Annotated in this window: 23 protein-coding genes; 18 read left to right on the forward strand and 5 right to left on the reverse strand. The window is 54.4% G+C overall.

The genetic code is table 11. The annotated features are described in order from the left end of the window. Positions 1-40 precede the first annotated feature (40 nt). From MVO87_RS07405 to MVO87_RS07415, 3 genes are read left to right on the forward strand one after another with little or no spacing between them, the layout of a single operon-like run. Positions 41-1,168 carry a tyrosine--tRNA ligase gene (locus MVO87_RS07405; protein WP_297513165.1) on the forward strand — a complete coding sequence of 376 codons (1,128 nt, stop codon included), beginning with the start codon at positions 41-43 and terminating at the stop codon, positions 1,166-1,168. 27 nt (positions 1,169-1,195) lie between these two features. Then, positions 1,196-1,669, forward strand: coding sequence for an Lrp/AsnC family transcriptional regulator (locus MVO87_RS07410; RefSeq protein WP_297513151.1), 474 nt, complete (start codon positions 1,196-1,198; stop codon positions 1,667-1,669). Between the two features lie 36 nt (positions 1,670-1,705). After that, positions 1,706-4,309, forward strand: coding sequence for a DEAD/DEAH box helicase (locus MVO87_RS07415; protein ID WP_297513162.1), 2,604 nt, complete (start codon positions 1,706-1,708; stop codon positions 4,307-4,309). On the opposite strand, the gene MVO87_RS07420 is transcribed toward MVO87_RS07415, so the two are convergent. Beyond that, positions 4,197-4,991, reverse strand: a complete 795-nt coding sequence (locus MVO87_RS07420; RefSeq protein ID WP_297513161.1) for a DUF63 family protein — start codon at positions 4,989-4,991, stop codon at positions 4,197-4,199. The genes MVO87_RS07415 and MVO87_RS07420 overlap by 113 nt on opposite strands. A 94-nt stretch (positions 4,992-5,085) precedes the next feature. On the opposite strand from MVO87_RS07420, the gene MVO87_RS07425 reads away from it, so the two are divergent. Both MVO87_RS07425 and MVO87_RS07430 read left to right on the forward strand, forming a co-directional pair. Then, the gene (locus MVO87_RS07425) at positions 5,086-5,496 is read left to right on the forward strand and encodes a hypothetical protein (RefSeq protein WP_297513149.1); all 411 of its coding nucleotides are present in this window, start codon (positions 5,086-5,088) and stop codon (positions 5,494-5,496) included. Positions 5,497-5,535: 39 nt separating this feature from the next. Then, on the forward strand, positions 5,536-6,174 hold the full coding sequence (locus tag MVO87_RS07430; protein WP_297552753.1) for a hypothetical protein: 639 nt from the start codon (positions 5,536-5,538) through the stop codon (positions 6,172-6,174). On the opposite strand, the gene MVO87_RS07435 is transcribed toward MVO87_RS07430, so the two are convergent. Beyond that, the gene (locus MVO87_RS07435; RefSeq protein WP_297552755.1) at positions 6,161-6,922 is read right to left on the reverse strand and encodes an energy-coupling factor transporter transmembrane component T family protein; all 762 of its coding nucleotides are present in this window, start codon (positions 6,920-6,922) and stop codon (positions 6,161-6,163) included. The two genes, MVO87_RS07430 and MVO87_RS07435, sit on opposite strands and share 14 nt — an antisense overlap. Then, the gene (locus MVO87_RS07440) at positions 6,919-7,698 is read right to left on the reverse strand and encodes an energy-coupling factor ABC transporter ATP-binding protein (RefSeq protein ID WP_297513585.1); all 780 of its coding nucleotides are present in this window, start codon (positions 7,696-7,698) and stop codon (positions 6,919-6,921) included. The genes MVO87_RS07435 and MVO87_RS07440 overlap by 4 nt, the downstream gene beginning before the upstream one ends. Before the next feature lie 53 nt (positions 7,699-7,751). On the opposite strand from MVO87_RS07440, the gene MVO87_RS07445 reads away from it, so the two are divergent. Then, positions 7,752-8,270: a biotin transporter BioY gene (locus MVO87_RS07445; protein WP_297513587.1), complete on the forward strand. Its 519-nt coding sequence runs from the start codon at positions 7,752-7,754 to the stop codon at positions 8,268-8,270. Here the strand turns inward: MVO87_RS07445 and MVO87_RS07450 are convergent. Then, positions 8,245-8,853, reverse strand: coding sequence for a molybdenum cofactor guanylyltransferase (locus MVO87_RS07450; protein WP_297513589.1), 609 nt, complete (start codon positions 8,851-8,853; stop codon positions 8,245-8,247). The genes MVO87_RS07445 and MVO87_RS07450 overlap by 26 nt on opposite strands. Positions 8,854-8,954: 101 nt before the next feature. Between MVO87_RS07450 and MVO87_RS07455 the strand changes: the two genes are divergently transcribed. The 6 genes from MVO87_RS07455 to MVO87_RS07480 all read left to right on the forward strand — a co-directional run bounded on the left by MVO87_RS07455 (position 8,955) and on the right by MVO87_RS07480 (position 13,976). Continuing rightward, positions 8,955-9,416, forward strand: a complete 462-nt coding sequence (locus MVO87_RS07455) for a DUF1931 family protein (protein ID WP_297513593.1) — start codon at positions 8,955-8,957, stop codon at positions 9,414-9,416. A 246-nt stretch (positions 9,417-9,662) separates the two neighbouring features. Next, on the forward strand, positions 9,663-9,842 hold the full coding sequence (locus MVO87_RS07460) for a hypothetical protein (protein WP_297513596.1): 180 nt from the start codon (positions 9,663-9,665) through the stop codon (positions 9,840-9,842). Next, positions 9,839-10,984 (forward strand): hypothetical protein, encoded by a 1,146-nt coding sequence (locus MVO87_RS07465; RefSeq protein WP_297513599.1) that lies wholly within the window; start codon positions 9,839-9,841, stop codon positions 10,982-10,984. The genes MVO87_RS07460 and MVO87_RS07465 overlap by 4 nt, the downstream gene beginning before the upstream one ends. A gap of 197 nt (positions 10,985-11,181) precedes the next feature. Next, positions 11,182-12,072, forward strand: a complete 891-nt coding sequence (locus MVO87_RS07470; RefSeq protein ID WP_297513602.1) for a hypothetical protein — start codon at positions 11,182-11,184, stop codon at positions 12,070-12,072. Between the two features lie 3 nt (positions 12,073-12,075). Next, the gene (locus MVO87_RS07475) at positions 12,076-12,759 is read left to right on the forward strand and encodes a hypothetical protein (protein WP_297513606.1); all 684 of its coding nucleotides are present in this window, start codon (positions 12,076-12,078) and stop codon (positions 12,757-12,759) included. Continuing rightward, positions 12,756-13,976: a hypothetical protein gene (locus MVO87_RS07480; protein ID WP_297513609.1), complete on the forward strand. Its 1,221-nt coding sequence runs from the start codon at positions 12,756-12,758 to the stop codon at positions 13,974-13,976. The genes MVO87_RS07475 and MVO87_RS07480 overlap by 4 nt, the downstream gene beginning before the upstream one ends. On the opposite strand, the gene MVO87_RS07485 is transcribed toward MVO87_RS07480, so the two are convergent. Further along, positions 13,973-15,868: a dipeptidyl-peptidase 5 gene (locus tag MVO87_RS07485; RefSeq protein ID WP_297552775.1), complete on the reverse strand. Its 1,896-nt coding sequence runs from the start codon at positions 15,866-15,868 to the stop codon at positions 13,973-13,975. The genes MVO87_RS07480 and MVO87_RS07485 overlap by 4 nt on opposite strands. A gap of 124 nt (positions 15,869-15,992) precedes the next feature. Between MVO87_RS07485 and MVO87_RS07490 the strand changes: the two genes are divergently transcribed. From MVO87_RS07490 to MVO87_RS07515, 6 genes are all read left to right on the forward strand, one after another. Further along, positions 15,993-18,422 (forward strand): tRNA(Met) cytidine acetyltransferase TmcA, encoded by a 2,430-nt coding sequence (locus MVO87_RS07490; protein ID WP_297552757.1) that lies wholly within the window; start codon positions 15,993-15,995, stop codon positions 18,420-18,422. Positions 18,423-18,490: 68 nt separating this feature from the next. Next, positions 18,491-19,012: a TIGR00288 family NYN domain-containing protein gene (locus tag MVO87_RS07495; RefSeq protein WP_297552759.1), complete on the forward strand. Its 522-nt coding sequence runs from the start codon at positions 18,491-18,493 to the stop codon at positions 19,010-19,012. Further along, positions 19,009-19,512, forward strand: coding sequence for a TIGR00288 family NYN domain-containing protein (locus tag MVO87_RS07500; RefSeq protein WP_297514082.1), 504 nt, complete (start codon positions 19,009-19,011; stop codon positions 19,510-19,512). The genes MVO87_RS07495 and MVO87_RS07500 overlap by 4 nt, the downstream gene beginning before the upstream one ends. A gap of 94 nt (positions 19,513-19,606) precedes the next feature. Then, positions 19,607-20,773 (forward strand): thiamine ABC transporter substrate-binding protein, encoded by a 1,167-nt coding sequence (locus MVO87_RS07505; RefSeq protein ID WP_297514085.1) that lies wholly within the window; start codon positions 19,607-19,609, stop codon positions 20,771-20,773. A 135-nt stretch (positions 20,774-20,908) separates the two neighbouring features. After that, the gene (locus MVO87_RS07510; RefSeq protein ID WP_297514088.1) at positions 20,909-21,433 is read left to right on the forward strand and encodes a hypothetical protein; all 525 of its coding nucleotides are present in this window, start codon (positions 20,909-20,911) and stop codon (positions 21,431-21,433) included. Beyond that, positions 21,420-23,267, forward strand: coding sequence for a hypothetical protein (locus MVO87_RS07515; protein WP_297552761.1), 1,848 nt, complete (start codon positions 21,420-21,422; stop codon positions 23,265-23,267). Before MVO87_RS07510 ends, MVO87_RS07515 begins: the two co-directional genes overlap by 14 nt. Position 23,268: the final 1 nt, after the last annotated feature.

Raw genomic sequence — 23,268 nt, forward strand, 5'->3', positions numbered from 1 at the left:
CCCTTAAAGCCTTCTGCCGTTTCAGGCTCAGGTGGTAGTGATGGACGTTGAGAAAAAGATTGAGCTCATAAAGCGCAAGCCGACGGAGGAGCTCCTCACCGAGGAGAACCTGAGGCACCTCTTCGAGGTTGGAATCCCGATGCAGCACTACATCGGCTTCGAAATCAGCGGTTACATTCACCTTGGTACCGGACTCATGGCGGGAGCGAAGATAGCCGACCTCCAGAAGGCTGGGATAAAGACGAGAATCTTCCTCGCCGACTGGCACAGCTGGATAAACGACAAGCTCGGCGGCGACCTTGAGACCATCCAGAAGGTCGCGCTCACCTACTTCAAGGAGGGCATGAAGCAGAGCATAAAGGTTATGGGCGGAGACCCCGACAAGGTTGAGTTTGTCCTCGCAAGCGAGATACTGGAGAAGGGCGACTACTGGCAGACGGTAATAGACATCTCCAAGAACGTCACCCTCGCGAGAATGATGCGTTCGATAACGATAATGGGGCGCCAGATGGGTGAGTCAATAGACTTCGCCAAGCTCATCTACCCGGCCATGCAGGTTGCTGACATCTTCTACCAGGGCGTTACTATAGCCCACGCAGGAATGGACCAGAGGAAGGCCCACGTCATAGCGATTGAAGTTGCTCAGAAGCTGAAGTACCACCCGCTTGAGTGGAAGGGCGAGAAGCTCAAGCCGGTCGCTTTACACCACCACCTACTCCTCGGCCTTCAGGAACCGCCCGTCTGGCCGATAGAGAGCGAGGAGCAGTTCAAAGAACTGAAGACCCAGATGAAGATGAGCAAGAGCAAGCCCTACTCCGCCGTATTCATCCACGACAGCCCAGAGGAGATAAGGCAGAAGCTCAGGAAGGCCTTCTGCCCCGCGAGGGAAGTCAGGTACAACCCCGTCCTCGACTGGGCTGAGTACATAATCTTCCGCGAGGAGCCGACTGAGTTCACAATCCACCGCCCGGCCAAGTTCGGCGGCGACGTCACCTACACCACCTTCGAGGAGCTCAAGAGGGACTTCGCGGAAGGAAAGCTCCACCCGCTCGACCTCAAGAACGCGGTGGCAGAATACCTCATCGAGCTCCTCAAGCCGGTTCGCGAGTACTTCGAGAAGCACCCGGAGCCGCTTGAGCTCATGAGACAGGTCAAGATTACCCGCTGATTTTCCTTTCCCTTTGCCGGTGATAAGATGCCCGGAATTGACGAGAAGGACAGGGAAATTCTGAGAATCCTCCGCTCAAACGGCAGGATTACACTGACCGAGCTCGGAAAAAAGGTCAACCTCTCCCCCGCGAGCGTGAAGAGCAGGCTTGAGAAGCTCGAAAGGCTTGGGGCGGTTAAGGGCTACTCGGCGGTAATTGACCCAGCTTTCCTCGGGAATCTCGTTACGGCCCTAATCTTCATCAGGCTCAAGGACGTTGACCCCTACACGAGGAGCATGCTCCGCGAGCTCGCCTCGCTCGACAACGTCGAGTTCCTCTACTTAAAAACCGGAGACCACAACGTACTGCTGAAGGGAGAATTCAGGGACATGGATGAGCTCAGGGAGTTCCTGAAGAGTCTGAAAAAGACCTTCGGCGTAAACGCGCTCTCAATCGAGGCGAACCTCGTCGTCGAGGAGCTTAAAAGGGGCTTCGCCGATGAGGACGCCTCCCGACTCTGAGGTGTGATGAGTGGACGGCTGGCCGAGGCGGTGAAGATGCTCTTCGTTATCAGGCCCGGAAGGAAGAAGAACGAGCTTGAGGCCTTTTTCATCGAGAACGAGCCGGAAAAGCTGAGCGAGATGAAGAACCTGAAGGCTGACAGGATATTCCGCCTCATAATGCGGGAGGGAAGGCTCTTCAAGGTTCTGGAAGGAAGCCAGTACCGCAACCCAAAGGAGATTGAAAAGCTCCTCCGCCAGGCGAGAATCGTTCTCGTCAACGCGGACGAGTGGGAGGACTACTTCAAGAGAAGGCTCCAGAACAAAAGGGTGGAAAAGGCCGAGCTGTGCCGTCTCTGCCTCCTTGAGGGTAGGATAACAGTCCTAACGCCAGGCAACAGGATAAAGTACCGCAACGAGTACATCTGCGAGCGCTGTGCGGAAGACGAGCTGAAGAGAGAGCTCCGCTTTAGGTTCAACAGCATAGCGATGTTCGAGCAGGCGAAGAAGCTCCTCGACAGGTTTAGGGACCTCGATAAGGTTTTGTATGCCTTCGACCCGCGCTTTGACCCGACCAAACATCCAGAAGTTACCAAGTGGGACGAGCTGAAGGCCAAGCACGTCAAGGTCGAGAGGGTCAAAGTTGATGAGCTCCCTGTCCCGGAGAAGTTCAAGGAAGTTCTGAAGGCTGAGGGGGTAAAGGAGCTCCTCCCCGTTCAGAGTTTGGCCGTTAAGAACGGCCTCCTTGAGGGTGAGAACTTACTCGTTGTTTCCGCAACGGCGAGCGGTAAAACGCTAATAGGCGAATTAGCTGGAGTTCCCAAGGCGATGGAGGGCAAAAAGCTCCTCTTTCTGGTTCCTCTCGTTGCCCTTGCCAACCAGAAGTACGAGGACTTCAAAAGGCGCTACTCCAAGCTCGGCCTCCGCGTGGCGATAAGGGTCGGCATGAGCAGGATTAAGACAAAAGATGAACTCGTCGTTGTTGACACCGGCATAGACGCGGACATCATAGTGGGAACCTACGAGGGAATAGACTACCTCCTGAGGGCCGGTCGGAAGATAGGCAACGTTGGAACCATCGTGATAGACGAGATACACACCCTCGACGACGAGGAGCGCGGGCCCCGCCTTGACGGCCTTATAGCGAGGCTGAGGAAGCTCTACCCGAAGGCTCAGTTCATAGGCCTGAGCGCGACCGTCGGGAACCCCGAGGAGCTCGCCAAAGAGCTCGGCCTCAAGCTGGTGCTCTACGACGAGAGGCCGGTTGACCTGGAGAGGCACATTATCATAGCGCGCAACGAGTCAGAAAAGTGGCGCCACATAGCAAACCTCTGCAGGGCGGAAGCGATGAGGAAGTCGAAGCAGGGCTACAAGGGGCAGACGATAGTGTTCACATTCTCGCGCAAGAGGACACACGAGCTTGCCGCTTATCTAACGAGCAAGGGCCTTCGAGCGAAACCCTACCACTCCGGTTTGCCATACAAGCAGAGAAAGTTCACCGAGATGGAGTTTTTAGCTCAAAGGCTGGACGTGGTAGTTACAACAGCTGCACTCGGAGCGGGCGTTGACTTCCCAGCGAGCCAGGTCATCTTTGAAAGCCTCGCCATGGGCAACAAATGGCTAACCGTCCGCGAGTTCCACCAGATGCTCGGAAGGGCAGGGAGACCCCTCTACCATGAGAAGGGCAGGGTCTACCTCATAGTCGAGCCCGGGAGAAAGTATTCTGCCCAGATGGAAGGGACTGAGGAGGAAGTTGCCTTTAAGCTCCTGACTGCACCGATAGAGCCCGTCCAAGTCGAGTGGAGCGACGAACTTGAGGAGGACAACGTCTTAGCGCACTCCTGCGTCTTCAAGGGGCTTGACGTCATTGAGGAAGTCCAGGCCAAATGCCTCGGCGCCAACCAGAGCGCCGAGAAAGTTCTTGAAAAGCTGGAGGAGTTTGACCTCGTGAGGCTCAAAAAGCCCATCGTCGAAGTCACTCCCTACGGAAGGGCCGTCAGCATGAGCTTCCTCCTGCCCAAGGAGGCGGAGTTCATAAGGAAGAACCTTCGGGAGAAGCCCGCTCGCTGGATTGCGCTCAAGCTTCATCCCTTCGAGAACCTATATCTAAGCGGAACGCTCCAGCGGGAGCTTGAGGGGGCTGTGAGGGGCAGGATAAGCGCCAACATCTTCTCGCCGAGCTTCGCCTCCATCTTGGAAGAGCTTGACAAGGTGATTCCCGAGCTCAGCCCCAACTCCGCGGAGAGGCTGTTCACGATTTACCAGGAGTTCTTCATGTGCGGTGAGGAAGACTGCACCGAGTACGCGATGGAGCGCGTTGGAAATCTCATAATAGAGCTCCGCAGGAGCGGGAAGCATCCGACCCAGATAGCGGAGCACTTCAGGAAGGTCTACGGCCTAATCGTTTACCCGGGCGACGTCTTCACGTGGTTAGATGGCATCGTCAGGAAGCTCGAAGCGATAGAGAGAATCGCGAGGGTCTTCCGCGTGAGGAAGGCCGAGGAAGAGGCAAAGCTCCTTAGAAGGGAAATAGAGGAGGGCAGAATCCTCACACCTGAAGGACCATCTGAGCGGGGTCGCGAATCGCGGGGCCAAGACCGAGGACGTAAATCGCCAGGTACCAGAAACGTCTCTCCTCCTCGTCGGGGACGAGGTATTTGAGGGCGTAGTAGACAGCTATGAGGATTACCGTTATCCAGGGGTAGTAGATGTAGGCCCCGAACCAGCTTACGAGATGACTTTCAATCCAGTGGACCTCCCTGTAGCCGTAGAAGTGGATTCCAACAACGGTCGAGGCTATGTCAAAGTAGTGGGCCAGGACAGGATAGAGGTAGAGCCTGTCGAAGGGCTTCCACCTGTAGAAGGCGAGAACCACCGCCCAGCTGACGGCGGTGTGGATTAAAGTCAGCTCGTAGGGGCGCCAGTCCCTGGCGTGGGTAACGAGCACGTAGTTCGCCCAGAGAGCTAAAACCGTTCCCCAGGCTATCGTTATCTTTGGATAAGTCTTAAGCTTTGCATCGACCACTATCGCCGGAACTATGAGGACGAACGCCGTGAAGAAGATTCCGGGGGTTAAGATTAGCGGGTTCTTCGGCAGAATCCCACCGTCCACGAGCGCCCTGACCGTTGCCCCAAAGACCACCATCGGCGTTACCGCCCAGAACAGCCTCTCGTCAACCTTGATTTTCAGGGGCTTGATTATGTAGCGGTAGGAGTAGATGACGCCGAGACCGAAGAGCAGTGCGTAGACAAAGGTGTTGACGGCGTTATAGCCGCTCCTCGTGAACATGGGCTCCCAGAAGTACCGGTTGAAGAAGTCCCACAGAGACTGCTCGATGCCCATTTTAACCACCGGCTCCCGTTGGAGTCGAACCTTATAGGCCTTTTGGGACACAACTTATTAAAGCAAACCACCGTAGGTTAACCGAGGTGGTAGCATGTACGGTCATCCCGTTGAGCCCGCGCTTACCGGGCTTGGAACCCTTGCCCTCTTCGGATTTCTCTTCGCGCTCTTCGTCGCCGGACTAATCCTGGCCTTCAGCGCGAAGCTCGTCGGCATAAAGGACGCGTCCATAGTGGGTGCAATGGTGGCCATCGTCGGCGGTGGAATCCTCGGCGCGATAGTGGGCGGAATAGTTGCGCTGGTCTTTTCAATCGCGGGCCCGATGGGAATAGCGCTCGGCTGGCTCGCCTTCGTGGTGACGTACGTCTGGGTCATCAAGGTGGTGTTCCACACCGACTGGCTCAGGGCGTTCCTGGCGTGGCTGATAGCGATAGTGGTTGAGCTCATCATGGCCGGACTCCTTAGCGTTGCTGGGGTTGCATCACCGGGGATGCTCCACCCCTGAGTGGAAAAAGATAAATAGAACCTCCGCGAAGGATGAACGATGCCGGGCTTTTTCCAGCCAGTTGAAGAAATCAGCGGGATAAAACCCTTTGAAGGATTCCCGGTTGAATTCAGCCGGGGCTCGCTGTCAGCCCTCGTTTCGACGGACGAGTTAGCGGGTTCTATACTCGTTCACACCTTCCTCAGCGAGGCGCTCAAAGCTGGAAAGGCCTACCACGTCGGGCCCAAGAGGGCATTTTCTCCCTCAATCCTGAGGGCCCTTGAAGTCGAGCCGTCCACCCTATTATCGGCCAGCGTTTACAGCGCCGATGAACTCCTTCAGGCCCTTGATTACGTTGAAGACGGCTCAACGGTCCTCGTTTCCCAGTTTTCTGCACTAAGGGGCGTCTCCGGGGAAACCATTCTTGAGCTGAGGAGAAAAGCTGATGAGGGCTCGCTTACACTTGTCCTCCACCACGAAACCCTGACCTTCAACGAGCTCGACCTTCCAGGAGAGTTCGCCCGGCTCTTCCTCCTGCCGGAGCTCTTTGATTCCCTCCTCGTCCTGAGAACCAGCTCCTACCGCGGGCACTACAAGCTGAACACCACCGTTCTCAAGACCCCGCCCGAGCAGATAGCGAGCCTTGGAGACCACTCAATTCCCGTTGACTCGCTCGTCAAGGTTATCACCGGTAGATGACGACATGCCCGAAGCCGAGGACAAAGCGAAGGTAGAAGAGGGAGGCGAAGCAGGTCAGCAGGATTCCAAGGGCCAGGTAGTCCCTTCTCTTCATTGAGATGTCCCGGTAGAAGGTTCTCCTCCTGCTCGCCCCAAAGGCCCTGCTCTCAAGGGCTATGCTGAGCTCATGGGCAGTTTTGAGCGAGGCCACGATGAGGGGAATCAGGATTGGAACAGTCTTCCGGATTCTCTCCAAAAGGTTTCCCCTGTCAAGCTCAAGCCCCCTGCTCCTCTGGGCGTCCATTATCGTGCTCGCAATGCCGTAGAGCGTCGGAATGTAGCGGAGCGCTATCGTCAAAGTCAGTCCGAGCTCATAGGGGAGGCCGAGCCTGACGAAGCCGAGTATCAGCTCCCTCTGTCTCGTCGTCATCAGGAGCTGGAAGGTTATCAGTCCAAAGCCGAGCAGGCGGAGCGAAAACGAGACGCCAAGCAGAAGGCCGATGAGCCTCGGCTTGTAGACGAGTGGCCAGATTAGGACAGTTAGGAGGACGATGAAGAGGAGTGGCTTTAGGAGCCTCAACTGTTCCCCTATTCCAAGCTTTCCAAGCACTCTGCCCGAGAGCAGGATGAACAGGAACAGAGGGATGAGAGCCTTCGGGTCGTTGAAAAGCATCAGCGAGGTTATCCCGATGAGCATCCCGATTATCTTGACGCGGGGGTCGAGCGAGTGCAGGAGCGAGTCCCTTTCGACGTAGAACTGGTAAATCACTGCTTAACCCTCCCCGCAAGCTCCTCAACGCTTCTCACGAAGCCGGCGCCAAGTTTTTCCGCAAGGACGAGCAGTTCGGGCCTCTCAAGCCCGTAGCTCTCAAGGTCGAGGCTGAAGAACTCCTCAACCGGGCCGTCGAAGGCCTTCTTCCCGTCTTCAAGGAGAACCACGCGCTCGGCTAACTCAAGCACCAAATCCATATCGTGGGTTATGAGCAGAATCCCGTGGCCATCCTCGCGGAGCGATTTAATCGTCTCAACAACGCTTCTCTCAGCCTTCCAGTCAAGTCCCGTCGTCGGCTCGTCAAGGATTAGGTACTTCGGCCTCATCGCCAGAACGCAGGCTATAGCCAACCTCTGCTTCTCCCCACCGCTCAGGGAGTAGGGCGTTCTCTCCTCAAATCCCCCAAGGCCGACCGCCCCGAGAGCCCAGCGAACCCGCTCCTCGACTTCCGACTCGTCCAGCCCGAGGTTCTTCGGCCCAAAGGCGACCTCCTTGAAGACCGTCTCCTCAAAGAACATGTGCTCGGGGTTCTGAAAGACGTAGCCGACCTTTCTGCTCAGCTCCGCTACCGTGTGTTCCCTCGTGTCCATCCCGTCAACGAGAACCCTTCCCCGGGTTGGCTTGAGGAGCCCGTTTAGGTGCTTGGCCAGCGTCGTCTTCCCGCTCCCGTTTGGGCCGACTAGGGCGAGGATTTCTTCCCCAAAGACAAGGTCTATTCCCCTGAGGACTTCTCGCCCGTCGTAGGCGAAGTGAAGGCTCTCTACCCGTATCATCCCACACCTACGGGAGCGCTAAGGCTTTTAAAGATAAGCCCCATCCCGTCAACATGAACGCGAGAGAAGTCGCTCTGGCAGGACTGTTCGTGGCCTTAACGGCGGTAAGCGCCCAGGTTCAAATCCCCCTTGGGCCCGTTCCCTTCACGCTCCAGGTCTTCGGGGTCATACTCTCGGGCCTCTTACTCGGTTCGAGGCTCGGCTTCATAAGCCAGGCCCTCTACATCCTGGCCGGCGCCATCGGGCTCCCTGTCTTCGCGGGCTTTACCGGCGGTTTCGCGCACCTCTACGGACCAACCGGCGGTTACCTGCTCGCCTTCCCCATCGCTTCCCTCCTGGCTGGACTCTTCGCCGAGCGCTCAGAGAGGGTGGAGGCGTGGCTCCTCGGGTCAATCCTCGGAATCGGCGTGATTTACCTCCTTGGCTGGCTCAGGCTGGGCCTCTACCTAAACGGTGACTTTGGAAAGGCCCTCACCGTTGGAGTGCTTCCATTCGTTCCCTTCGACATAGCGAAGGCGGTCCTGGCCGTTGGGGTTGCAAAGGCCGTTAAAAGGGCTCTCCCCTGGCTTTGAGCTCTTCAATCGTTTTCTCCGCGAAGGCCACGTCGAGGGAGTTCCTGACGCGGAAGAAGCTGAGGGTAACTTTGGGGTTCCTCTTCGCCAGCTCTTCTATCGAGACCGGCTCGTAGTCAAGGAACTCGGTAACCCTTGAAAAGCTCCCGTAACCCTCCGCGAGGGCCGATTCTATCGCATCCCTCAGCGCGTCCGGCTCGTAGACCGCGTGAAATACCTCGGCGCTCCCGTCGTTCCAGACGGGGATTAGCGCCTCAGGCTCGCTCTCGTAGAAGAGACCGACGAGATAGTTCACGAGGAAGGGCATTATCAGTGGCATGTTGCCCTCGACCAGGAAGAATGGTTCGTCGGGGAGGGCTTTAAGGAGCGCCTCCATCTTGCTCCTTGCCGTTATGGGGACGGGGTTTGAAACGTGGAGCGAGTAAGTCTTCAGCTTGTCCTTTCTAACGATTGTAAGCGTTTTGTTTATTCTTTTGGCGGTTAAGAGCCTCCTCTCCGTGAGCCTGACGACGGGCTCTCCGTTCACGGGCAGGGTGTAGTTTTCCCACCTCTTCTCCGGAAACGCCAGTATAACGCCGAGCATGGTGCGAACTAAAGGGCCCGCTTTAAAAATCTCCCGCCCCGAAAGTTTTATATACCCTGGGTTACTAAAAAATCACGGCAAGAACACGGAGGTGATGAGAAATGGCCGAGATGATAATACCCTATCCACAGCTCCAGAAGATTCTGGAGAGGACTTGCGAGCTCGCGGTCATCAAGCCGAGAGCGGAGGAGATGATGGACATCGTTGAGAAGAAACTGGCCGACCTCTTCGAGGTCGCCTACGAGAACGCCAAGGCCGAGCGCTCCAGCACGATAAAGATGCGTCACATACCGATTACCAAGGGCTTCAAGAACAGCCTGAACCTCTTTAGAGCGGTCATCGAGGACGAGAAGGTCCAGATTGAGCCCATCAGAAAGTACGTCCTCAAGAAGATACCGGGCGACATTCCGCTCGAGGAGGACGTCGTCAACGAGCTCCCGATTATCGCGGGAACCCTCTTCGTGCTCGTTGGAAGGGTCATCAAAGCTCTCCACCCCGAGATTAAGAACGTCTACCCCGAGCACATCGAGGAGGCCAAGAAGGTTCTGGATTATACGCTCTGATGCCTCTATTCTACTTTAAAGTTACTTTTCTTTACGCTTCCAAGAGGAAACACTTATAAGCGCTGGGCCGTATTCTGAGCGGTGGTTGGGTGAAGAGGGGCATCGTTGCGGTCATCGTTTCACTCCTCCTGCTCCTTCCGCTCGTTGCGGGTGCAACTCTGAACTGTCCCTCCAAAGCCCCGGCCGATAAGGTAGTCTGCAGGTTAGAGGGCAACGGGACGGGAAAGCTCTACCTAAAGGGCGTTGATGGTATTCCTCGCGCTCAAATACCGCCCCGATTTCGCGTTCATGGCCTTCCTCCTCATCCTCCTCTTTGTGGTGTACATTATCCAGAAAAAGTGCTTCAAGCGCTTCACGGCGGAAAAAGAACGCCTGATTGCGGAGATTGAGAAGAGGGTTGCAAAAATCGAGGGGGCAGGAAGATGAAGAAGCTCGCCGTCCTGCTCATTGTCCTGGCCCTGGTTATACCCCACGTTTCGGCCATCGAGCTGACCTGCCAGAAAACCCTTCCACCTGAACCGAGCCGGATGTACTGCAACCTGACTGGACAGGGGAACATAAGTGTGAGGGTTGTCGCCTTCGACGGCGTGCCCGTTAGAGACTACAACAACTACGGCTACTGGAGGAGGGTTGATGGTAGGAGTATGGATTTAACCAAACTAACCAAAACCGTGCTCCTAAAGCAGAACTCAACTGCCGTGATGGAAGTTAATATTTGGAACGTTATGGTCGATGCAGTCCACGGGATAGGCCTCGATGGCTCGGACACTTGGATTTTCAACGGAAAACGAAACTACATCACCTTTGAAATCGTCCATGCGAACGGGACAGTTGAGAGGAAGACTATCGAGGTCTTCATAGGGGGAGGACCCTACGTTCCGGTTAAGCTCGATGAGAAAACTAAGGGACTCTTTGCGTTTTTCTTTCTGACCCTTGTAGCGGGTTTCATAACGTGGCTCAGAAGGCGTTCCAGAGAGACAGCGAACGAAAGGAAAAAGCTTCCCAAGTACAAGCCATCAAGATGGAATTACATCTCAGTACTATTCACAGCATTCTGGCTGGCGTTATTGGTGGCTCCCTGGGTGCTCTATTATCTGGGAACACCCACGAACTACTACGGCGATTTAAGACTCTATCTATCGGCCATACCAATCGCCGTGTTCACGTTCTGGTTTCTGGTGGACTGGAGCGAGCTGAAACTCAGGGACACACTTTATCTCTTAAAAAATCCGCCCGTGACTGGCATGGAGTGGATACCGTTTTCAGCGTTTGTCATTGACATTGACAGATTTTACCTATGGTGGGCTATGGGCTTGATGGCGTTCTACCTGAACCGCCACGAAAAACTCAACAGATTAATGCGCCTTGCCGGCCTTGCATCGCCCCTCTGGGCACTCTACCTCGCTGAGACGTTCGGCGGAGACGCGGTTTTCTGGTACTCACTCATTGCCCTGGCCGTCCTTCACGTCGTGCTGATTAACTTCGTCGTCATAAACGCTCCAGAAAAGACAGAGAGAAGCCCAGAGGTCGAAGAGATTCTCAGAAAGCTGGAGGGTGTGGCAAGATGAGGGCAAAAGCAGGTGTGTTAATAGGACTTATGCTCGCGTTCTCGCTGTTTGCCCATGGAGCTTTTGCAGTCACCGTTTCGTGCGATGATACCGCGAAATATAACGCTGGTAGTGGTTTTTGGACTGTGGAATGTAGCGTCAACGGTTCTGAGCCCCGTTTATACTACAAAACCGTTGTTGGATTGAGGGGCTCCTCGATGCTTGCCCCTGTGGGAGGACATAAAATAAGGGTGGCAATCTATCAGGAGGAAATAACAAATTTCTCCACTGATGTTCTCTTCGATGGTGCCCTTGCGGGAATTAAGGTCCCCGTGACAGTAACCCTTTACAAGTTGAACACAAGCTCGGGAGACTTCCAGGAAATTGGGGAGAAGCACGTAGTAGTCAGACTTGGAATGTCCCTTTGGGGATACTTGTACTCGTTCATATGGGGCCTTTTAGGATTGTTTCTTCTGTTCCTGGCGGGCTATGCCGAGTGGGACAGCAGAAAGGGCCTCGTGGGTGAACTAATGTTTATATACCTTGTTTTCAGAGGAATCCACGTGCCTTCCCTCTCAGCTCTTCTGATGATGCCCTTCACGACGTTTTCGATGATGTCGAACGGGAGAAGCGAGATGTCTGCCCTCGTTCTTTCTGGGATCTCGGCGCTTTTGCTGTTTGAGAGTGCGTACGCCCTTGGAGTCGCGAAGTCAGGGTACCCGAAGATATCCTTTTACACCGGCCTCGGCTGGCTTGCGGGCCTTCCGCTCGCGTTCAGCTTCCGTTGGAGCGACTACGTTTACCCGTTTATGCTTCCCATTCTCTTGGCCGTCCCCCTTATGATAATCCTCTGGAAATATGCCGAACTGCCGTATTCAAAGTGTCACAAAGCCCTCTCACTCTTCAAAACTTACTCCGTACCCCTGAGTGCTGGCGTTGCGCTCGTTCTCGCGCTCCAGTACACGACCAAGGAAACGATTTCACTGTTCGCGGTGTTCCTCGTTTCCCTGGTTATCTATGTATTCACCTCAAGGCTCGCCTTCGAGAAGTTGGAGTGGGCAAAGAGAAAGTTCGACGAGGACATTGGAAGAATCGGAAAGAGGTGTTAGAGCATGGGCACTCCTGAAATTATTAAAACTTTAGAACACGTTGCAGTTGCATTTTTCACAGGACTTCTTAAGACAACAATCGAAAACCTGACGTGGATAATTGCAATCATCTTCTTTTTGATTGCAAGCTGGACCCTCGAAACGTCGAGGCTTGTGATGGGTAAAGCGCCGAAGCCAAAGAATAACAGAGAGAATAACAAAGGGACGATGGGAACGCTCGATTTGGTACTGGTAATGTTATTCCTGCCGGGTCTCATATCTTCCTTAATCGGATATCCTCTTTTGTGGGTTGCTGGCTCCAGTGTCATTGATAGGTACACTCCAGCAATTCTCACGTTCTCGGTTATTACTGTCCTGATAATTTTTGAGCTGGCGGAGGCAAAAGATGGGAAGTACGTCTCAACTGGACTGGAGTGGATTCTACTCTCGGCCATGGGATACCCTGACGAACTGAAATACCTTATTCTGGGGTTTCCCCTCGTTGTGCTCTTAGGACGATTTGACCGACCGAGAAATGCCCTGAGAAAAGTTTCGCCTGTTGTATCAGCTCTATGGTTGGGCCTCGGCTTCGTGATGGGGGTGTTCCCGCCAATGGCCATTCTCTGGCTCGGGTCGGCATGTTTGCTCCTGTGTGCAACGGTTGCTGGCAGGGACTTCTTAGGAAGGGATAAGGGGTGGGAGGCATGAAGAAAGGAAACTGGTGGAAGCTTGTCGTAACGCTAATCGTCATAATGGTAGCAGTCCCATCTGCTAAACCTGTGTTTGGAGCGGATATTGTGTGCTCTCAAATGATAAACGCAACCTACCCCGTCTTAGAATGCGCAATCCCGGGAAGTCCAATAGAGAATGTTAAGGTTAAATTAAAGTCCTTCAACGGTGTTCCAGTTCACGTCAAACTCTCAGGAACAAAACTTGTAAATGGCCAGGAAGTTCAAGTTAACCCCGAAAAAGAATTCGTAGAAGTGCCCTTTAGTATCTCGCTGGGTTTAAACTCCCCCATAGAGCAGTTCATGGACTATCTCTATCTTAATTCAAGCAATAAGTGGATTCTCTACAACAAGGTTAGCACGCTGACCTTTGAGCTCAGCTATCCGAACGGAACGGCCAAAGAAACACAGGTTGGAGTTTATATTTCCGGGAAGGTGCCCTCTCCCCTCAGCGACAGGGAAACAAGAGATTTTTTCTCTCATTTAGCTTTTCCATACATTCTGCTGTTGCTCATAGTTCTTGCATATCAGGTCTACAGGTTTATTCGATGGAATCCCCTTGAAAGCGGGGAGCGTGAGGAAAAGGAAGACGAGGAAATACCGAAGCTTAGGAATTTGAGAAAGTCCTTTGCGTTTTCTGGTCTTATAGGGATTGGTTTCGGACTTTCCCTGCTCCCATGGGTACTGTACCTTTTTGCAACCCCACCAAAGATGGTGAGCGATGTCGTTCTTTACATCCCAATCACGGCTATGCTTGGTCTTGTCATTGAATGGGAGGCATTTACAAGCGTAGTCGAGAATAGTGGCAAGGATTATCTGCTCAGGACTCCACCTGTTACGGGAATTGAATGGATACCTCTTGTGCTCCTTTCATTTAGGGGCTGGGTTGTCCTCGCTGGATTTTTTGGGTATCTCGCCACCTTTGCACTCAGCATGAACAGAAAGCTCAGCAGGCAACTCATTAAGATAGCCGTAATAATATCCCCGATTGCTGCCCTGCTGATTATCGTCTGCTTTACAGGGGATTTCACGTTCATCGCTGGAATTCTCCTGCTCTCTTACCTCTATCCATACCTGATTAAGTCGAAAGCAGAAACTGCTCCCAGTTTAGAAGAGGTTCAGCCCGTCTTCAGAAGTCCTGAAGTCCAAGAAATACTTGAGACCTTTGATAAGGTGCTGAGGGAAAGAGAAGATTAATCCCTCAGCCACCTCTCCATCCACCCAACAATCAGCTCAAGCCTCTTAACCCTGTGCTTCGGCTTGCCACTCCTGCTCAGGTCGTGGTTCTCGCCCGGGAAGAGCGCCAGCTCAACAGTCTTACCAAGGTATTTCAGAGCGGTGAAGAACTGCAACGCCTCCGGAAGCCAGCAACGGTAGTCTTCCATCGAGTGGATTATGAGGAGTGGCGTTTCAACGTTCGGCGCATATTTAAGCGGGCTCTTCTCCCAGTAGCCGTCGGTGTTGCTCCAGGGGTCGCCTCCTATCTGGTCCGGCGCGAAGAAGTAGCCGATGTCAGTCGTGCCGAAGAAGCTCACCCAGTTGGAGATTGAGCGCTGAGTAACTGCAGCCTTGAAGCGCTTGGTGTGGCCAACTATCCAGTTGGTCATGAAGCCGCCGTAGGAACCGCCCGTAACACCGAGCCTCTCCCCGTCGATGAAGTCAAAGCGCTTCAGAGCTTCGTCAACGACCTCCATGAGGTCCTGGTAGTCCCTCTCCCCGTAGTGCTCCCTTACGTCGGCGAACTCCTCACCGTAGCCGTCGCTGCCGCGCGGGTTGGAGAATATTACCACGAAGCCCTTGGCCGTCAAAACGTGAAACTCGTGCATGAAGGCGTAGCCGTAGGCCGTCTTCGGCCCGCCGTGGATTTCGAGAACTGCTGGATATTTCTTTCCAGGCTCGAAGTCAACGGGCTTCATAATCCAGGCGTCTATTTCAACGCCGTCGCTGGCCTCGACCTTGAAGTGCTCCGGCCTGGAGAGCCTGTAATCCTTAATCCAGCCGTTGAAGTCCGTGATTTTCTTCTCATTGCCGTCGCGGAGGACGTAAAGCTCCAGTGGAGTGACCGCGTCCTGGGCGGTGAAGGCTATGTAGTCACCGATTGCGAAACTCTCAACGCTTCTATCTCCTCCGATGACGCGCTCTATCTTCCCCTCAAGGTTCACCCTGAAGAGGTTCGCCCTCGGGCCGTCGGTTGCGACGTAGTAGACCCAGCCGTCCCTGAAGACCAGCTCGGCCCTCTGTGCCCCACGAACGTCACTGTTGAGGGAGTTGTAGGCTGAGCGGTCAAGCTTAGCTGTGAGATTCCTCAGCTCGCCCGTCTCAGGGTTGTAGTGGTAGATGTGCGTATTTGTCGGAATCCCGCGCTCGCGCGTGTTGGCCTTGAGGATAAACGTCCCGTCGTCGAGCGGAATGAAGTCGCTCACGCTCCATTTTCCGGGAGTCAAACGCTTCGCCTTCCTGCCTTCAAGGAGGTAGAGGTCGCTCACCATCGGCTTCCGCTCGCGGTCTTCTTGAGCTATAAAGTAGAGCTTCCCGTTGTGGAAGCGGACCCCCAAGACGTCGAGGTTCTTAGGCGTTACACGCTTTTTCCTGCCGGTTTCAACGTCCACCAGATAGACAACGCTCCTCTTCCCGTAGACCCAGCCCACGCCGTTGAACCAGAAGGGGATCTCCTTGATGAGGTGAACGTCATCTTTGGGCTTCTTCTCGATGTCTATCGGCGTTATAACAGCTATGCCCTTACCGTCCTCGGTGAAGCGGAGGTTCTTAATCCCATACTTGAACTTCGCTAAGAGTCTCGCCTCACCGCCGTCGGTTGGGATAACGTAGAGCTCGGACTCTTTGCTCTCCTTATCGCGCTTGGAGGTGAAGGCTATCAGCTTCCCGTCCGGGGAGAAGCGCGGGTTTGAGTCCTTCTTTCCGGAGGTGAAGGGCTTAACCCTTCTGCCGTCGTAGAGGTAGAGCCTTGAGAAGTAATCGTCCTTCTCGACGCTTATCTCGGTAACCTGGAAGACGACCTTCCGCCTGAAGGCGTCGAGGTTGCCGACGAGCTTGAACTTTCCGAGGTCCTTCTCGGTCAGACCCTTCATAGAAACCACCGGGATAAGTGGGTGTTTTTCGTATAAAAGCTTAGCGTTTCGATGGATATCGAGACATCTCGAAAGCTCCGAAGGTTTTTAAATTCCCCTTCTCCCCTTTAGCGGGGGAGGAGAGATGACCGTGAAGGTCCGCTTTGACAAGGAAGTGAGAGACTACGCGAAGGGCGAGAAGGTTAAGGACTCGGTTCTCAAGCTCACCGAGACGGCTTTAGCCCAGGCCCTTGAGAACTTTCACAGGAGAATGATTGTAATCGAGGGCGACACGCTGAGGAAGGCCGAATTAGCGGGAATACTCGCGGGGGCCTCCGCGAGGGTTCTGAGCGGAGTTCTCGACGAACTGATGAAGAAGCGCCTCCGCGACGAGAGCGAGGACAAAATAGAGGTTCTCTACGCCACCGACGCGCTCGGCGAGGAGACCTTTGGAAGGAAGCGCTACGAGGCCTTCAGGAAGCACTTCGACGTCTTAGCTGGCTCAAACGTCGAGGTAAAGGCCGTTACCTTCAAGCACACCCGTGACATCCTCGGAAGGACCTACGACTTGCTCGTCCTCGACATGAGCTACGACTACTCGCCGAACGACCTCGGAAGGATTATCGAGACCGTCCGCGGTGGAGGGCTGATTTTCATCCTCGCTCACCCCTTCGAGAAGTGGAAGGACATGTGGACGGGCTTCCACAAGAGCCTCGTAACGCCACCCTACACCATAGACGACGTCAAGAAGCGCTTCAATCGACGCCTTATCAGGAAGTTCACTAAGCACGAGGGAATTTACATCATCACCGAGGGCGGAAAGGCCAGGAAGAAGCCGAAGAGGAGCAAGAGTCAGGCGAGGATTAAAGCGAGAAAGGGCGTTCCCATACCAGAGGGGACACTCTTCCCGAGGGAGCTCTACGAGATGGCCTTAACCGAGGGCCAGGTTGAGGTTTTAAAGGCCTTTGAAGAGCTCGTCGAGGGTGGAATGCTCGTTTTAACGGCAGATAGGGGAAGGGGTAAGAGTGTTTCCGTCGGAATCGGCGCGATAGGCCTGGCCTTAGCTCTAAAGAAAAGGACGAGGATTGTTGTCACAGCCCCCGAGCTTGAGAACGTTCAGGCCCTCTTCCGCTTCGCAAAGAGGGCCCTTGAAAGGCTCGGCTTCAAGCCCTACGTCGTTGAAGAGCGCGGGCTGATAAAGGAGCTCTACGCGAGGAAAATCGGCCTCCGCTATTATCCACCCGCCGAGGGTTACAAGAAGAGCGCGGACCTCTACATCCTTGACGAAGCGGCAGGAATTCATGTCCCGATACTCCACAAGTACCTCAACAAGGAGCGCGTCGTTTACTCATCAACGATTCACGGCTACGAGGGAGCGGGAAGGGGCTTCTCCGTCAAGTTCCTGAAGAGGGCGAGGGAGAAGAGGGAGTTTAAGGAGCTCCACATGGACGAGCCGATTAGGTATGCGGAAAACGACCCGATTGAGAGGTGGCTATTCGACGTTCTCCTGCTCGACGCCGAGCCAGTAGAGCTCACCGATGAGGACTTCGAGCTGATTGAGAAGAAGGAGGTCTATCTGGAAGAGCCTGACCTCGACGACTGGTTCGAGAACGACAGGCCCGATTTGAGGCACTTCGTCGGAATCTATATCTTGGCGCACTACCGCAACAGGCCGAGCGACGTGGCGCTCTTAGCCGACGCGCCCCACCACGAGGCTCGCGTGCTCAGGCTCAAGAACGGCAAGATAGTGACGGCGATACAGATTGCCAAGGAGGGCGGAATTCCAAAGAAGGTAATAGACAAGATGGCCAAGGGCTACAAGCCGCGCGGGAACATAATCCCCGACATGATGGTCAAGCACCATTATTTGAAGGAGTTCGCGAAGCTGAAGGGCTACCGCATAGTGAGGATTGCAACCCACCCTGACGCGATGGACAGAGGTCTCGGAAGCAAGGCACTGGAGCTCCTCGAAAAGGAGGCTCGTGAAAAGGGCCTCGACTGGATTGGTTCGGGCTTTGGAGCCAGTGAGGAACTCGTCCGCTTCTGGGTCAGGAACGGCTTCGCGGTGGTTCACCTCAGCCCCGCGAGGAACCCGGTCAGCGGTGAGTTTACGGCAATAGTCCTCAAGCCGATAAGCGAGAGGGCGAAGAAGCTCATCAAGAAGGCCAACGACGAGTTCAGGATAAGGTTTACGGAGTGGCTCGGCGACACCCACAGGGAGCTTGAGCCAGAAATAGCCCGCTGGCTCTTCGAGACGCCCTTCGGCGAGGCCGTCGATTACCCGGTTCACCTCACGGAGATTCAGAAGAAGCGCCTCGATGCATTCACGGGCAAGGTCCTGACCTACGATACCGTGGTTGACGCAGTGAAGCCGATAGTGAAGCTCTACTTCCTCGACGGCTGGATGAAGCCGTATCTCGACGAGAGACAGATAAAGCTCCTCATCTATCGCGTCCTGCAGGCCCACAGCTGGGAGGAGACGGCGAAGCTCATAGACAGAACGGAGACTTTCACGATGATCGAGGTAAGGGATATCATAAGGGGCCTCTGGTACTACTACAAGAGGCTCCTCTGACGAAGGTTTTTATATTATTGGCCCGTAAAAGGCCGTGTTGGGTTTCAGTGATTTCAACGGTGACACCGATGCCAGGCGGAAGCTGGGAAAAGATAATCTCAATGACGAAGGATGGAATCAAGAGTATAGGCATGATTAAGCGAAAAGCCAAGCGCGGGAAAAAGATAGCCCTTCTCATTGATGGACCGAACATCCTGAGGAAGGAGTTTGGCATAAAGCTCGAGGACATCGTTGACGTTCTCGAAAGCATCGGGGACATCCGCGTTGCGAAGGTCATCCTCAACCAGTACGCCCCCCAGGGGCTCATAGAGGCGGTCTCGAACCAGGGGTTCGAGGCGGTTGTCGTTTCCGGCGAGACCGGGGTAAAGCTTGCCGTTGAGGCCATGCGCGAGATTTACAACCCCAACATAGATGTAATCGCCATCGCGACGCGGAACGCGGAGTTTCTGCCGGTTATCCTTAAGGCCAAGGAGAAGGGGAAGGAAACGGTAGTCATCGGCGTCGAGCCCGGCTTTTCGGTTGCCCTCAAGCACGCGGCCGATTACACAATAGTTCTTGAGCCCAAGAGGGAGGGGAGGGAAGAGGAGTGAAAGAGAGCTTAATCAGGGTTTTCAGGCGTGAAAAGGAGCACCATGAAAAGGAACATCCTGGGCCAGAGGAGATAAGCGGTAAGAGCATCGGGCTCATAATAGACGGGCCGAACATCCTGAGGAAGGAGTTCGGAATAAAGCTCGAAGACATAGTCGAGGCCCTTGAAAGGCTCGGTCGGATAAGGGTCGCGAAGGTCGTCCTGAACCAGTACGCTCCCCAGGGACTCATTGAGGCGGTCGTCAACCAAGGGCTTGAGCCGGTTATAGTAGCCGGTGACACCGACGTGAGGATAGCGATAGAGGCCATGGAGCTCATCTACAACTCCGATGTTGACGTTATAGCTCTGGCCACAAGGGACGCGGATTTTCTGCCCATAATCCAGGAGGCGAAGCGGAAGGGGAAGGAAACAATAGTCATAGGCACCCAACCCGGCTTTTCTGTGGCCCTTCAAAACGCGGCAGACTACGTCATCAAAATGGTTAGCAAGGTAGAGGAGTGAACTCACCACTAACCAGAACTGGGAAGCAAACCTTTTTTAATCTCCCAATTATCGGGTTATGAAATAGAACAACCTGCTAATTGGGGGTGGTTCAATGAGGAAGGTTCTGGCATTGCTCGTGGCGACCCTTTTCGTCGCCTCGCTCCTGTGGGTGAAGCCTGCAAAGGCCGAGGAGACACTGACCGTGTACTCTTACGAGAGCATCGAGCCCTGGATGAAGGAAATCATTCCGATATTCGAGAAGGAGTACGGCGTCAAGGTCCGTCTCGTGACGTTCGGCGACGCCGGAGAAGTGCTCAGCAAGCTGATAATCGAAAAGAACAACCCGCAGGCCGATGTCGTCGTCGGAATCGACAACAGTTACCTTCAGAAGGCACTTCAAGCAGACATTCTAATCCCCTACAAGCCGGAGAACGCGAAGTACATTCCGGAGTGGATTATAAAGGACTTCGACCCAACCTTCCATCTCACGCCCTACGACTATGGTGCTATAGCGATAGTCTACAAGAAGGACGTCGTGAAGAACCCGCCGAAGACCTTTGAGGACCTGACGAAGCCCGAGTGGAAGGGCAAGCTTATCGTCGAGAACCCGCTGACGAGTTCAACTGGGATGGCCTTTTTCCTCTGGACGATTGGCGTTTACGGCGACAAGTGGCCCTACTACTGGGAGAAGCTCAAGCAGAACGACGTGATAATTGTCAAGGGTTGGGGCGCCGGCTGGGAGATGTGGGACAAGAACCAGGCCCCGCTGTTCGTCAGCTACGCCACCGACCCGGCTTACTCGGCCTGCAACTACAACGACACGAGCATAGGGGCAATCTTCCTTAACAACACTGCCTACGTCCAGATTGAGGGAGCGGGAATCGTCAAGGGCACCAAGAACCTTGAACTCGCCAAGAAGTTCATAAACTTCCTGATAAGCAAAACCGCCCAGGAGAAGCTCCCGCTCAACCAGTGGATGTACCCGGTGAACAAGGAGGTCAAGCTCCCGGCCTGCTTCAGCTACGCCCTCAACGTCAGCTCGGCGAAGGTCATCACAATCCCCTCCGAAGAGCTCGCTAAGAACACAGACAAATGGCTCAAAGAGTGGAGAGCTCTGATGGTTGAGGGCAAGAAGCCCGAGGAAATCTCACCAACGCTGACTTCCACCGCCAACGCGAACAAAACCGAGAGCTCAAGCAGTACAGGTTCGAGTATCTGCGGTCCTGGTTTGATAGTCGGACTTGCCATAGTGCCTCTCCTTCTCAGGAGAAGACTCTGATTCTCCATTCCCTTTTTACTCAGCCCCAGTTTCACCAAAGTCGCCCATTCCTCTTTTTCTCCAAAATGGAGAAAACTTTAAATAGGCAACGACGCCAAATCTTAACGTTTGAGAGAACCCAGGTAGTGATGACGTATGAAGTACTTCGTCGTTGTTTCATACGATGACGATGCCGAGCGAAAGCGCGTTGATTACCTGCTCTCCAAGTGGGCGGAAAGGGCGGACGTTGAGAAGCCCAGGGGAATGACTTTCATAATCGAAACAGAACAGGAGAAAGAGTTCTTCGAGGAGCTGTTCTCCAGGATAGAGGGCAACCCTTCAGAGAAAGTCAGGATTTACCGCGTAACCGAGGAATGGCCCGAACTCAGGGAGCGGAGCGCGACGAGGGAATACCTGCTCGCGGAGGAAGAGGGCTTCGTTCGAAGGTTTCTAGCGTACCTGTGCTCCAAGCTCGGAGGAACGTTCAGTCCAGGAGAAGAAACTTGCGAGGTCTACACAAGGAAAGGAAGGGGTGTAATCCAGTTTTCCCTTAGAGGAACACCGAGGGGAACCGTTGTCAGGGTCACGGTCTCGGGCTACGGCGAGGTCGTTGAGTACCTCCTTTCGCGTGTGGATGAAGAGCTAAAACCTCTGGCGGGTGATTCCTATGGGACTCTTTGAGGAGGGAGACGCGAACTGCGTTAAGACACTCCTCCGCCCCGCTGAGCGCGTTCTGAGGCTCGGAACCGACGTTTGGCGGGAGAGCTACGGAACCCGGGCAGACCTCTGGGGAAGAATCGTCGAAGCCTACAACCGTTACCAGGAAGGCGAGTGCGGGGACTTTCTGCGCGACCTCGACAGACGCTTCAGGGCCAAGTTTGAGGGAGCCCTTGCGTTGCTCGCCTGGTCCTTTGAGAGGAACGGAGAAGACTTCGAACCAGCTAAAAAGAGGTTCACCCCCGAGGAGCTGACCGCAATAGAGAGGCTCTTCCGCTACAACGTCTTCGAGATTTACTCTAAGGACGACGTCATGAAGCTGATAATGCACAGGGACAACGAAGTTCTCTCACTCCTAAGGGAGTACTACTCCTTTGACAGATGGCTCCAGGAGTTCCTTCAGAGCCCAAGGCACGGCCTTGCCCTCAGGGACTTCCTGAAATCGACGTGGGACTCGTACAAGGAGAAGATAAACCTCGCGATAGCCGAAGCCACCGCACGTTTCGACTGGTTCAGAGACTTCCTCGAAGAGGCCAAAAAGGAAACAGAAGCCGTTGAGAGGATTTACAGGAAGAAGCTCGACGAGAAGGAGAAGGAAGTTGAGAAACTCAAGAAAGCGATGGAGCTCATCCGCGAGCGCTGGTACGAGGAGATAGAGAAGGCAAAAGCAGAAATCGAGTCCGCCAAGAAAGAGGAAATAGAGGCCCTCCGGAGGAAAAACGAAGAGCTCAGAAGGCGCTTTGAGGAGGAAAAGGCCAAGCTCATCGAGGAAATCGCCAGAATGAAGGACGAGGAGATGAAAGCCAGACTCGAAGAGGAGCTCAGGAAGGCCGAGGAAAGAATGAAGGCAGAGGTCAGGGCCCTTGAGGAGAGGCTGAGGAGACGGGAGCTTGAGTTAAGGCAGAGGGAAATGGAGCTCAGGAGGAGAGAGCTTGAGCTGTCCAAGGCAGAAGAGGAAGTCCGGAAACAAATAGAGGAAGCCATGAAGATTGTCGAGAAAGCGGAGAAGGGCTCACGCTTTATCAGGAGCGATGAAGCGAGGATAATGGAGATGAACTTCGCCGGCAGGATTAGGAGCAAGCTGAGCGGCGAGCTGAAACTCCTCGGAAAGACCTTCAAGGTCGAGTCCGTTGAGGAGAGGGAAACCTTTGACCGCTCCAAGTACGCTGGAAAGCTCGACGAGGTAGCTCTCAAGAACGTTCCAACCAACGTCGTTATCGAAGCAACGCTGAAGGAGAAGAAGCTCCTCGGAAAGAAGGAGAACATAATCCTGAGGGCAGTTTACCTCTCAAGGCCAGAGCGCTACGCGGAGTACGGCTTTGATACCGACCCTGTCGAGCTTGCCGAGCTGAACGCGCTCCTCGACGACGCGAGGAGAGAAGAAAGGAGAACCGTCCTGCTCGTTGCATCACCAACCGGTTTCGAGAAGAGGATTCTCAGCTACGTTGCCTCCGATGACTTCCACAGGAACTTCGTGGCCGATAGGGTCTCTCTGCTCCTCCTCGACCTCGGTTCGGGTGAGATGATTCACAACCCCAACGACCCCTACGCGAAGGCCTTTGCCCCGCTCCTCAGGCTGGAGTTCGACGAAGAACTGCTTGAGAAGGCCAGGAGGTTCCTTCTCAACAGGCTAACCTATAAGCACTACGTCCGCTTTGACGAGGCCATCAGCGAACTCGACCTGCCGGTTGAAATCGTGAGAAAAGCCTTCCTGTCCCTCGGGAAGGAGGGCTACGTTGCCAAGTATGTGGAGGGCGTTGGATACGTCCTCGTTTCGAAGGAGTTTGGAGGTGAATGAG

The sequence above is a fragment of the Thermococcus sp. genome (assembly GCF_027063845.1).
In the GTDB taxonomy this organism is placed as follows: Archaea; Methanobacteriota_B; Thermococci; order Thermococcales; family Thermococcaceae; genus Thermococcus.